The 11,744-nt window shown below is 62.6% G+C and carries 12 protein-coding genes; 3 read left to right on the top strand and 9 right to left on the bottom strand.

Annotation, left to right across the window (positions count from 1 at the left end):
* Positions 1-416 precede the first annotated feature (416 nt).
* From ACSQ84_RS13650 to ACSQ84_RS13610, 9 genes are all read right to left on the bottom strand, one after another.
* Positions 417-1,274 carry an HpcH/HpaI aldolase/citrate lyase family protein gene (locus ACSQ84_RS13650; RefSeq protein WP_436212289.1) on the bottom strand — a complete coding sequence of 286 codons (858 nt, stop codon included), beginning with the start codon at positions 1,272-1,274 and terminating at the stop codon, positions 417-419.
* Positions 1,275-1,276: 2 nt separating this feature from the next.
* On the bottom strand, positions 1,277-1,732 hold the full coding sequence (locus tag ACSQ84_RS13645; protein WP_436212160.1) for a MaoC family dehydratase: 456 nt from the start codon (positions 1,730-1,732) through the stop codon (positions 1,277-1,279).
* A complete protein-coding gene (locus ACSQ84_RS13640) occupies positions 1,732-2,508 on the bottom strand; it encodes an enoyl-CoA hydratase/isomerase family protein (RefSeq protein ID WP_436212159.1) in 777 nt (258 codons plus the stop codon). The genes ACSQ84_RS13645 and ACSQ84_RS13640 overlap by 1 nt, the downstream gene beginning before the upstream one ends.
* Before the next feature lie 13 nt (positions 2,509-2,521).
* Entirely contained in the window at positions 2,522-3,727 is a 1,206-nt protein-coding gene (locus ACSQ84_RS13635; protein ID WP_436212158.1) for a CaiB/BaiF CoA transferase family protein, read from the bottom strand.
* A 161-nt stretch (positions 3,728-3,888) separates the two neighbouring features.
* A complete protein-coding gene (locus ACSQ84_RS13630) occupies positions 3,889-4,605 on the bottom strand; it encodes an ABC transporter ATP-binding protein (RefSeq protein WP_436212157.1) in 717 nt (238 codons plus the stop codon).
* Positions 4,602-5,360, bottom strand: coding sequence for an ABC transporter ATP-binding protein (locus tag ACSQ84_RS13625; protein WP_436212156.1), 759 nt, complete (start codon positions 5,358-5,360; stop codon positions 4,602-4,604). The genes ACSQ84_RS13630 and ACSQ84_RS13625 overlap by 4 nt, the downstream gene beginning before the upstream one ends.
* 2 nt (positions 5,361-5,362) lie before the next feature.
* Positions 5,363-6,388, bottom strand: a complete 1,026-nt coding sequence (locus ACSQ84_RS13620; RefSeq protein WP_436212155.1) for a branched-chain amino acid ABC transporter permease — start codon at positions 6,386-6,388, stop codon at positions 5,363-5,365.
* Positions 6,385-7,287 carry a branched-chain amino acid ABC transporter permease gene (locus tag ACSQ84_RS13615; RefSeq protein WP_436212154.1) on the bottom strand — a complete coding sequence of 301 codons (903 nt, stop codon included), beginning with the start codon at positions 7,285-7,287 and terminating at the stop codon, positions 6,385-6,387. Before ACSQ84_RS13615 ends, ACSQ84_RS13620 begins: the two co-directional genes overlap by 4 nt.
* Positions 7,288-7,386: 99 nt before the next feature.
* Positions 7,387-8,646, bottom strand: coding sequence for an ABC transporter substrate-binding protein (locus tag ACSQ84_RS13610; protein ID WP_436212153.1), 1,260 nt, complete (start codon positions 8,644-8,646; stop codon positions 7,387-7,389).
* 180 nt (positions 8,647-8,826) lie between these two features.
* Between ACSQ84_RS13610 and ACSQ84_RS13605 the strand changes: the two genes are divergently transcribed.
* Genes ACSQ84_RS13605 through ACSQ84_RS13595 form a run of 3 tightly spaced genes read left to right on the top strand, consistent with a single transcriptional unit; the run spans position 8,827 to position 11,742 of the window.
* Positions 8,827-10,323 carry an AMP-binding protein gene (locus tag ACSQ84_RS13605; protein ID WP_436212152.1) on the top strand — a complete coding sequence of 499 codons (1,497 nt, stop codon included), beginning with the start codon at positions 8,827-8,829 and terminating at the stop codon, positions 10,321-10,323.
* The gene (locus ACSQ84_RS13600) at positions 10,320-10,979 is read left to right on the top strand and encodes a TetR/AcrR family transcriptional regulator (RefSeq protein WP_436212151.1); all 660 of its coding nucleotides are present in this window, start codon (positions 10,320-10,322) and stop codon (positions 10,977-10,979) included. The genes ACSQ84_RS13605 and ACSQ84_RS13600 overlap by 4 nt, the downstream gene beginning before the upstream one ends.
* A complete protein-coding gene (locus ACSQ84_RS13595; protein WP_436212150.1) occupies positions 10,969-11,742 on the top strand; it encodes an SDR family NAD(P)-dependent oxidoreductase in 774 nt (257 codons plus the stop codon). The genes ACSQ84_RS13600 and ACSQ84_RS13595 overlap by 11 nt, the downstream gene beginning before the upstream one ends.
* The last annotated feature ends 2 nt before the right edge of the window (positions 11,743-11,744 follow it).

Raw genomic sequence — 11,744 nt, 5'->3', positions numbered from 1 at the left:
GAGAACGGCTCTTTTGCCTCCGTAGCGCCCTGGGAGCTATTGCCTCCAGGTGCATTGACGCCAGCACCGCGGCGTCAGGACCACACGTCTTCGCCGTACGCTCCAGCACCTTTCGTCAAGGGCACCTTCGCGTCCACCGCAACCCGTCCAACGTCCGTGACGACGGCCGACGCCCTTCTGAGTAGGACGGGATGGCCAAGGATGTACCCCTGATTTGGCTTTCCGTAAAAGCGAAATTTTGCCCGACGGGCCAATTTGTCGCACGAAGAGTCATTGCCGCACAGTTTGTTGCCGTAGGGTAGGCAAAGCCACCGGGTCGCGCGAACGCGCGCCCGATGACAGGCTCCGCGTGCCCACCATTCGGACCAACGGTCGGATTAGATGGTGGGCACGGCGCAAGAGCGCCTTTGTCCACCCTACTTAACCCGCAGCGCAAGAATCTTCTCAGCCGCGCGCAGATGCGGCTTGTCGATCATCTTGCCGTCGATCTTGACCACGCCGGATGTTGGATTGTCATTGAAGGCTTTCACGATCTTCTCCGACCAGGCGATCTCTTCATCCGTCGGCAGGAAGGCGGCGTTGACGACGTCGACGTGCTTGGGGTGGATCACCGCCTTGGCGAGAAATCCATCCTGACGCGCGACAATCGATTCCTGCCGCAGGGCATCGAGGTCGTTGATGTCGGTGGCGATGGTATCGATGGCGACGACGCCGACGGCGGCGGCGCTGATCAGGCAGAGGTCGCGCGCCAGCAGAAACGGCCCGTGATAGCGGCCCGCGGTCCGATTGCGCGAGGCGCCCAGCGACGCCGCGAGATCCTCGGCACCCCACATCATGCCCCACAGCCGCGGGCTCATGTTCTCGAAGTCGAGCAACTTGAGCACGGCGCGCGCGGTCTCGGTTGCGACCGTCACGATCCGCGTGGTTCCCTGTTCGATACCAGCGGCGGCTTCAAACGCATCGAGGTACAGCGACAGTTTATTGACATCGGCAGCCCCGGCGCATTTCGGCAGCACCACGCCGTCGGGCCGCCCCGGGATCACGGCGGCGAGGTCGCCCAGCGTCATACCGGTATCGAGCGCGTTGATACGGACGTAAACCTTTTGCGCCGGGTTACGCGCGTCCAGCATCTCCCGCACGGTGCGCCGGGCACCGGCCTTCTCATCCGGCGCGATCGAATCTTCGAGATCGAGGATCAACGCATCCGCGGCGGTCTTCTTGGCATTTTCAAACTTGCGCAGGCTGTCGCCCGGAACGAACAGGAACGATCGCATCATCATGCCTTCGGTTTGCAATGCATCAGGCCGGTGCGGCGGCAACTGGCGACCACCTCCCCGCGCTGATTGGTCATGGTGTGTTCGAACTCGACGATCCCCTGCGCCGGCCGCGACTTGCTGGCGCGCTTGGAGACGATCCTGGTATGGGACTTCAGGGTGTCGCCGTGAAAAACCGGCTTTGGAAATTTGACGTCGGTCATGCCCAGATTGCCGATCGTCGTTCCCAGCGTCGTATCATAGACGCTCATGCCGATCATGATGCCGAGTGTATAAATGCTGTTGAACAGCCGCTGGCCGAATTCGGTATTCTCGGCGAAATGCGCATCGATATGCAGCGGCTGCGGATTCATCGTCAGCAGGCTGAACATCGTATTGTCCATCTCGGTGACGGTCCGGCTGAACTCATGGTGAAATTCCCGGCCGACCTCGAACTCCTCGAAATAAAGTCCCGCCATCAGCGTCCCCTGTAATTTGGCGTGCGTTTCTCGACAAACGCACTCAACCCTTCCTGACAATCTTCAGTCGTCGCCACAAGCGCAAAGCTCTCGGCTGCATTCTCGACCGAGCGGCGGAAATCGGCATCGATCGCGCGCATGAAGGCATCGCGGCCGATCTTCATCACGATCGGCGACTTGGCAGCCAGCTTCCGCGCAATCTCCCGGGCGCGATCGAGCGCGGTTCCCTTCGGCACGACCTCACTGAGGAGACCCATGCGAAACGCGGTGGCGGCATCAAACGGTTCGCCCAGAAACAACGGACCGAACGCCTGATGCTTTCCAACCAGCCGAGGCAACTGCACGAAGTGGATTGCCGGGATCAGCCCGACATCGATCTCGGGGTAGCCGAAGGTCGAGGCCTCGCCGGCGATGATCATGTCGCAGGAAATCGCAATCGTCATGCCGCCGGCTCGCACCGCACCGTCCACGGCGGCAATGGTCGGCTTGCCCATGCGGTACTGGGTGTCGTTGAGCGCGAAGTATAGCCGCTCGAGGAATTTCCTGGTCTCGATCCCGGGCTTGCCCCGGACGATATCGAGATCGAGCCCGGCACAAAATACCTTGTGCAGGCTGCCGATGATGACGGCCGATACCGACGGATCGTCCTTTGCCTTTTGCAAGGCCGCGAGCAGCGCATCGATCAGCGGCATGCTCAGCGCATTGACCGGCGGGCGGTCCAGCATGATTTCCGCGATCTTGTCGGAGACGGAGTAGCGAACGAGTTCAGCGCTCATGATAGTGGCTTTCTTATTGTCCGGCCCGACGCACCGCGCCGGCCGCGATCAAGTCATCGATGGTGTTGCGATCGAATCCGGCCTCGGTCAGAACCGCAACGCTATCCTGTCCGATATCCGGTGCGGGACATAGGTTGTCTTCGGAAAGACTGGCAATGCCCGGCGTGCGCGGCGTGTAAACCGGGCCGACGCCCGGCGTATCCTGGCACACTGAGGCGTTGGTCGCCTCGACGTGGGCGTTGCGCAGCCATTCACCCGGATTGAGGATCCGTTCGGCAATGAGATCGGCCGCATGCAATCGCGAAAGCCATGCCTCCGTCGGTTGCATCACGAAAACTTCGCGTAGCTGCGAGATCAGCGTGTCAGCCGAGTCGGCCCGGCTGGCAAAGTCGGCAAAGCGCGGATCCCCGGCCAGGTCCTCGCGCTCGATGGCGGTACACAGGCGCTTGTATTGCGGCTCATTGACCAGCGTCACCATCATCCAGCCGTCGCTGGTCTGATAAGAGCCCGCCGGCACGTTGAGCGCCCGCGGCGCGCCGCCCTCCAGAATATGCTCGGCGACCTTGTGGCCAAGCAGCGCCGCCGTCGATTGGCAGAGATTGACGTCGATCCAGCGGCCGGTGCCGACAGTCGCGCGCGCGAACAGCGTGGTGGCGATCGCCTGGAAAGCATACACGCCGGTCACGACATCGGAGACGGTCGTGCCGACCCGGTGCGGGGTCTTGTCGTTGCCAAGATTGATCGACACCAGGCCGGAGAATGCCTGCGCGACGGAATCCGAGCCGGGTCGCTTCGAGTAGGGACCGCTCTGCCCGAACGCACTCACGGACAGATAGATCAGGCCGGGATTGTCCCGCGCCAGTTCCTCGTAACCAATTCCAAGCCGCGCGGCGACGCCGGGACGAAAACCTTCGATCAGGACGTCGCAATCAATCGCCAGCCGCCGGGCGATGGCGATCGCGTCCTTGTGCTTCATATCGAGGCAGAGGCTGCGCTTGCCACGGTTATAGACCGCCGACAGCGTCGTGTGGTTTCCGTAGGTCGTTCCCAGAAAGCGCGACCAATCCCCCTCCGGCGGCTCGACCTTGATGACATCGGCGCCGTAGACGCCGAGCAGCATCGCGCAGTAGGGCGAGGCGATGCCCTGCCCGAAATCGAGCACCCGTAAGCCGCGGTACGGCGCCTCGTGCGTCGGCGATAGCGTGCGGTCGATAGCCATTTATTCTCCCGGAGATCAACCGTGTCTACCGTCATCCTGAGGTGCGCGCTCTTGCGCGCCTCGAAGGATAGACGCCCGTGGCCCATCCTTCGAGGCTCGCTCCGCTCGCTCCTCAGGATGACGCTGCCTTTAACCAGGGCATGTCATGCTCGAGCCGGCGCCTACAGCGCCAGATAGCGCTGCCGAATGTTGTCGTTGGCTTTCAGCTCTTCGATACCGGAGGTGTAGACGATCTGGCCCTTGTCGATAACCGTCGCGTGGCTGGCAAGGCCAAGGCAAAAATGCATGTTCTGTTCGGCGATCAAGACCGTGGCACCTGTGCCGCGGAGCTGCCGCAGCAGCTCGCCGATCCGCTGCACGATGATCGGCGCCAGCCCCTCGCTCGGCTCGTCCAGCAATAGCAAGGCCGGATTGCCCATCAGGGTGCGCGCAATCGCCAGCATCTGCTGTTCGCCGCCCGACAGCCGCCCCGCGATCCGGTGCCGCAGCGGCTGCAGCAGCGGAAACACATCGTAAACGCGCCGGATCGACCATTCATCCTGGCCGTCAGGGCCTTTCTTGGCACCGATCTCCAGATTGTCTTCGACCGTATGCTCGGGGAATATCTGGCGGTCCTCCGGCACGAAGCCGAGGCCGGCGCGGGCGATGTGGTACGGCTTCAGCCCGGACACGACCTTGCCTTGCAAGGTGACTTTGCCGCGCCGCGCCGGCGCCAGGCCCATGATCGCTTTCATCGTGGTCGACTTGCCGGCGCCGTTGCGGCCGAGCAGCGCCATGGTTTCGCCCTGGCGCACGGAGAGGCCAACGCCGAACAGGATCTGGCTGGTGCCGTAATAGACGTCGAGATCCTCGACCTGCACCACCGGCTGCGCGCTCATATCGCGGCTCCCGCGTGATGCTCGGTGCCGAGATAGGCCTCGATCACAGCCTCGTTGCGGCGGATCGCGTCGGGCTTGCCGGTGGCGAGAATCCTGCCGTAGCACAGCACGACGATTTCGGGCGCGATCTTGAACACGATGTCCATGTCGTGCTCGATGAACACCACCGTGATCTTCTGGGTCTCCCAGAGCTCCCTGACCTTGTCGATCATGCGCCAGCGCTCTTCGGTGCCCATGCCGGCGGTGGGCTCGTCGAGCAGCAGCACCTTGGGATCGAGCACCAGCGCCAGCGCGATATCGAGCAGCTTCTGGTCGCCATGCGACAGCGTCGCCGCCGTCCGGTTACGTTTACCGGCGAGCCCGAGCAATTCCATCGCGTGCTCGGCCCGATCGCGGGTTTCAGCCAACGGAAACCGCCGATGCATCACACCGGCGCGGCGCTGATCGGCGCCGACGGCGGCCAGCATCGTCTCCTGCACCGTGAGCGAGGGAAAAATACTGGCGACCTGGAATGCGCGTCCGATGCCGTGACGCACGATGTCGGGCGGCGAGTGTCCGGCGAGATCGACCCCGTTGAGCAGGATCTGGCCGGCATCCGGCTTCAGCGCGCCGGTGATCAGATTGAAGAAGGTGCTCTTGCCCGCACCGTTGGGGCCGATCACCGCGGTGAGCGAACCGTCGGTAAAATCGAGCGTAACATTATCCGTCGCCTTGACGCCGCCGAACGATTTTGAGAGTGCGCGAATCTCCAGCATGGCTAGCCGCGCTCCTGGGAACGTTCACGGCGCTGCGTGTACCATTCGATCGCGAAATCCATCAGACCCTTTCGCAAGCCGATCGCAAAGAACAGGATCACGATGCCGAGGACGATGCCGTGATACTCGGTCACACGGGTGACGGTATCGTTGAGAATCAGGAACAGGGCGGTGCCGACCATCGGCCCCAGGAATGTGGTCACGCCGCCGAGCATGTTGATGAAGATGGCCTCGCCCGAAATGGTCCAATAGGCGAATTCCGGGTAGGCTCCGGAGACGAACAGCGCCATGATAACGCCGCCGGTCGAGGCGAACAGCGCTGCGAGCACAAAGATCGTCAACTTGGCGCGCCAGACATCGATGCCGATAAAGCTCGCCCGCGTGGCGTTGTCACGGATCATGCGCAGCGTGTAGCCGAACGGCGACTGTGCGATCTGATGCATCAGGAACAGCCCGATCACCAGCAGCGCGCTGCTGGCAATGTAAAGATGCAAATGGTTCGACAGATCGATGCCCAGAAATGGCGGCCGGGGAATGCCGCCGCGCAATCCCTGATCGCCGCCGGTCAGCGTTACCCAGGACAGAATGGTGGAATGGATCAGCATCTGGAATGCCAGTGTCACGAAGGCGAAATAGATTTCCTTCAGCCGCACGCAAATGGCGCCAATGACGAGGGCGACGACAAACGTGATCGCCAGCGTCGCAACGAAAGCCACCGGGACGGCAACACCGGTCTTCTGCATCATTAGCCCGAAGCTGTAGGCGCCAAGGCCGAAGAACATGCCATGGCCAAACGAAGTCAGGCCGGTGTAGCCGATCAGAAGGTTGAGCGAGGTCGCGAACAGCCCGTAGGCCGCGCAGCGGATCACGAAATCGAGCAGAAATTTGCTGCTGGTGAGCATCGGCAGCAGGGCGAGCACGACAAAGACCGCAAGCGCAATCAGGGCAGCCCGATTGGGGCGCGGCTTTGCCTGGGTGCTGATGACGTCGAGCGCTTTGCCCGCTTGTTCGGCCTGCAAGTCGGTCATGCGACCTCCTTGCCGAACAGGCCGGTGGGCCGGGATACCAGCACGATCACCATGAACAGATACATCAGGCCTTCCGTGAACAAGGGAAAGCCGAGCGAACCAAACGAACGGATCATGCCGATCAGGATCGCACCGATCAACGCACCCAGAATCGAACCCATGCCGCCGATCACAGTCACGATGAAGGATTCGATCAGAACAGAAAATCCCATACCGGGCGTCAGCGAACGGACGGGTGCGGCGAGCGCGCCGGCCAAGCCTGCCAGCATGCCGCCGAGCGCGAACACGCCGCCATAGATCAGGCCGGTGTTGATGCCGAGCGCGGACACCATGCCCGGATTATGCGCCGCGGCACGGATCACCTTGCCGATCCGGGTGCGGGAAAGACCGAGGCCGAGAATGATCGCGGCGACCAGCGCGACGCCGATCAGCAGCAGATAATACGGCGGCACCACGCCGCCGGCGATGAACAGCGGCGGTACCTGGAACGCCGCCGGCATGCCCATCGACTTGAATTCCGGTCCCCAGATCATCCGTACGACATCGTCAAATATCAGCACGAAGGCGTAGCAGACGAGGACCTGCATCAACACGTCGCGGCCGTAGACCCGGCTCATGAAGACGCGTTCGAAGATCAAGCCTAGCAGCGCGGTGCCGGCCGCGCCGCACAGCATCGCCAGCGCAAAGCTGCCTGACAATTGATAGGCCGTCATCGCGAAATAGGCGCCGAACATGTAGAAGGCGCCGTGGCTGAAATTCACCACCTTAAGCACGCCGAAAATCAGCGTCAGCCCGACGGCGACGAGAAACAGCAACATGCCGATGATGAAGCCGCTGGTGGTTTGCGTCACCAGACAGGCGGAACTGGCAAGACAGCCGGTAAGCGCGTCGAGATCCAAGGGAAATATCCGTTACGGCGTGCGAGATGGTCGGCGCGCAGGAAACACCGGGCGATGAACGGAGACGGCTCACGCCGCCTCCGCTTTTTCGTCGATCGATCAGGCGTAGCCCTTGCTCTTCTTCCACTCGGCTTCGAGTTCGAGAATAGTCTTCCAGTCGCCCGGCTTGACCTCGGGAACATACGGCTCTTGCGGGATCGTCGTGCCCCAGCCGATCGCATAGCCGATCAGGGTCTGGTCCTCACCCCGCATCGTCACCGTGCCGTCGGCGCCGAACGGCGACTTGATCTTGAGGCCACGCATCGCCTCCGCAATCTTCTTGCCGTCGGCGGAATTCGCCTTCTTCGAAGCTTCGGCGAGCAACGTGATCGCGGTCGAGTTCTCCCACGACCAGTTGGTCGGGTACTCCTTGTATTTCGCTCTGTAGGCATCGCCCCAAGCCGCGTTCTCGGGCGTCGCAGGATAGGTCTTGATGTAGCGGTTGCCGGAATGAATGCCCTTCGGCAAATTCTTCACCACCGTGAGTGCGGTGTAGTCGGCCATGTTGACGGCGAACACCTCCATCTGGGTGAACAGCGCGTAGATGTTGGCCTGATCGATATAAGAGGTCAGGTCGCCGCCCCACAGGCAGGAATACAGCGCTTGCGGCTTGGCCTGCAGGATCTTGGTGACGACCTCGGTGTAATCAGGCTGAAACAGCTTTGGCCAGGACTCGCTGATGATCTCGACGTCCGGCGCAAAGCGCTTCAGGTACAGCGTGAACTCGCCCGTGGTGTCGCGGCCGTAGGCGTAGTCCGGAGAGCAGGTGGCCCATTTCTTCAGGCCCTTTGCCTTCGATATCGCGGCCGCGTAGCTGCCGCCGACGATCGAATCATGCACACCCTGGCGCGCGGTGCGGAATGCATTGGGAATGTGCTGTTTGGGATCGGCGGTCAGCGCCGAGGTTTCCGAATTGGTGTGAAGGCACAACACACCGAGATCGCGCGCGACTTCGTGCACGGCGAACGCTCCGGATGACGCCTCGGCATCGATCAGGATTTCGCAGCCGTCGGTATTGACCAATTCGCGCGCCACGCGGGCGGCTTCCTGCGGCTGTCCCTTGGAATCGCGAACCACCATCTCGATTTGCCGACCGGCCAGACCGCCGGCGGCGTTGACCTTCTCGACTTCCAGCATCACGCCATTGCGCGACGAGGTACCGAGCTGCGCCACCCGGCCGGAGAGAATCGTCGGCATGCCGACCTTGATGGTTTTGGCCTGCGCGCGCGCCACCCATGGAGTTGCGAACGTCACGGCACCGGCGCCCATCAGCGCCAATGTTGAACGGCGGCTAATGCCCGGTTTTCGGGTTCTCGTCATTGTTCCCTCCCTCTCGGGTTTGCGTTCCCAGATTCCTGGCCAAATCCCTGCCGGAGATCGTGTCGTCTCCGTACCCAAAGGATTTCAGAGCAAGGGGGGTGACGTCAAGCCAAAGATGAATTACGAGTCATAATTCATCTAACGCGAGATCGGGCCGGATCCGGCCGTTTGAACAGAGAAATGATCAATCTTTCGAGCTTCATCGCTTTTCACGCCAGGCGGACACCCGACCGCTGTGCGCTGAAATACCGCGGCGTGGATATCTCCTATGCCGACTTCGACCGCCGCATCGGCCGGGTTGGCGGCTGGCTGGCCGCGCACGCGATCGGCGCTGGCGATGTCGTCGCCGTGCTGATGAAGAACAGCACCGCGTTTCTCGAACTCGTGTTTGCGACCAGCCATATCGGCGCGGTGTTTCTGCCGATCAACTATCGGCTGTCGGCGGACGAGGTCGGTTACATCATCGGCAATTCCGGCGCGCGCATCCTGATCGCGGATGAAGAGTTGGCAGGCGTCGCCGCAGGTGACGCGCCGGTGGTGCTGCTCGACGAGGCCGCGCAATCCGGCGTCTCGCGGCTCGCACCTGACATCGCGCCCGCCCCGATGCATCCGCAGCAACCGCGCGACCTGATGCGATTGATGTACACGTCGGGCACCACGGACCGGCCCAAGGGCGTGATGCTCACCTATGAGAACATGTTCTGGAAGTCCGCTGACCAGACAATGGTGCTGGGACTGAACGCCGAGACGCGGTTGCTGGTGGTCGGCCCGCTCTACCATGTCGGCGCGCTCGACTTGCCGGGGATTGCCGTGCTCTGGCACGGCGGCATGCTTTCGATCCATCGCACCTTCGAACCCGAACAGGCGTTGGCGGCGATTGAAGCCGAGCGGCTGAACGCGGCCTGGTTCGCGCCTGTCATGACCACGGCGATCCTCACCTGCCGGGCCCGTGCACGCTACGACGTATCGAGCCTGCGATGGGCGATCGGCGGCGGCGAGAAAACACCGGAAGCGCGCATCCGCAGCTTCTCTGAATACTTTGAGAATGCCCGTTACATCGATGCGTACGGGCTGACCGAGACTTGCGGCGGCGACACTTTCATGGAAGCCGGCCGCGAGATCGACAAGATCGGCTCCACCGGCCGCGCCATCGCCCATGTCGAGATCGAAATCCGCGACGACGCCGGCAACCGCCTTCCGCCCGGCGAGAACGGCGAAATCTGCCTGCGCGGGCCGAAGATCACGCAGGGCTACTGGAAAGACCCCGAGAAGACCGCAGCCGCCTTCTTCGGTGATTGGTTCCGCAGCGGCGACGTCGGCTATCTCGACGAGGACGGGTTTCTTTATCTCACCGACCGCAAGAAGGACATGATCGTCTCCGGCGGCGAGAATATCGCGTCCTCCGAAGTCGAGCGGGTGATCTATGAATTGCCGCAGGTGCGCGAATGCGCCGTCATCGGCATGCCCGACGCGCGCTGGGGCGAGAAGCCTGTCGCGATCGTGGTGCTGGGAGAAGGCGCCGCGCTTGAACTGCCTGCCCTGACCGATCATTGCCGCGCCCGGCTCGCCGGCTTCAAGGTGCCGAAGCAGTTGATCATCCGCGACAGCCTGCCGCGCAATCCATCCGGCAAGGTGCTCAAGCGCGTGCTGCGCGCCGAACTGGAGACTCACGCATGACGCAGGCAACGCAAGCCAAATCCGGCAAGGTCGCAAAGCTCAACCGCGTCGAGCGCAACGCCTGGACCAAGCGCAGGATATTCGATGCCGCGACCAAGATCGTCGGCAAATACGGCTATGCCGAGGCCTCCGTCGCCCGGATCACCGAGGAAGCCGGCGTCGCGCAGGGCACGTTCTACAATCATTTCGAAAACCGCCAGGAACTGCTGGATCAGTTGCTGCCAACAATCGGCATCGACATGGTGCGCTTCATCCGCGCGCGCACCGGCACCGCGCAAACCGCGCGGCAGGAGATCGAACGCTTCAGTGCCTTCTTCGATTTCATCCGCGAGGTGCCGGAATTCCTGCGCATCCTCAACGAGGCCGAATTCTTTGCGCCGATCGGCTACCAGAAGCATTTCGACAACATCTCGACGGCCTATGTCCGTATCCTGAAGCGCGCGCGGCTTGCCGGCACGATCGACGGTTACAGCGATGAAGAGTTCGAAGCCATCGTTCAGATGTTGATGGGCGCGCGCGGCTATCTCAGCCGGCGGTATTCCTACTCGGGCGGAGCCGTCACGGCCGTGCCGGATCACGTCATCTCCGCCTACCGGAAGCTGATGACGCGCGGGCTTTTCAGTTCAGCCGACAAGGGCAACGATCATGAGCGCTGAGGGTATCATTCTCGTCACCGGCGGCAGCCGCGGCATTGGCGCTGCGACCGCCACGCTGCTGGCTCAGCACGGCCGGCGTGTCGTGATCACCGACATTGCGCCGGAGCCGCTTTCAGGCACCACAACGATGCTGTGGCCCGCGCCGTTCGATGTCGCCAGCGAGAGCGCCGTCGTCAGCGGCATCGCCGATATCGAGGCGGCTCACGGCCCGATCACAGGCCTCGTCAATGCCGCCGGTGTGTTCGGCAAGATGCATCCGGTCGAGCGGGTGCGGATGGATCAATGGGACCGCGAAGTCAATATCGACCTGCGCGGAACATTTCTGGTCGCCCGCAGCGTCGGCGTCAAAATGGCCGAGCGCCGGCATGGCGCCATCGTCAATGTCGCTTCGGTTGCGGGCATGACATCAGGTCCGATCCACGCCTATACCGCCGCCAAGGCCGGCGTCATTCAGATCACGCAGACGCTGGCCGCCGAATGGGGCCGCAGCGGCGTGCGGGTCAATGCCGTCTCTCCCGGCTTCACCCGGACCGTCGCGCTGGAAGCCGGCATTGCCTCGGGCGCGCTCAACAAGCGCCTGCTGGAAAGTCCGACCGCGATGAACCGGCTGGTCGAGCCCATTGAAGTGGCGCAGGCGATCGCGTGGCTTCTTTCACCCATGAGCAGCGGTGTCACCGGAATCAATCTGCCAGTCGATGCCGGATTTATCGCGGGCACCACCTGGGCCGCCTATGGCGGCCTGCGTGAAGCTCCGGGCGCGTAAAA

The sequence above is a fragment of the Bradyrhizobium sp. LjRoot220 genome (assembly GCF_964252915.1).
GTDB lineage: Bacteria > Pseudomonadota > Alphaproteobacteria > Rhizobiales > Xanthobacteraceae > Bradyrhizobium.
This window is presented reverse-complemented; position numbering and strand designations above follow the sequence as displayed.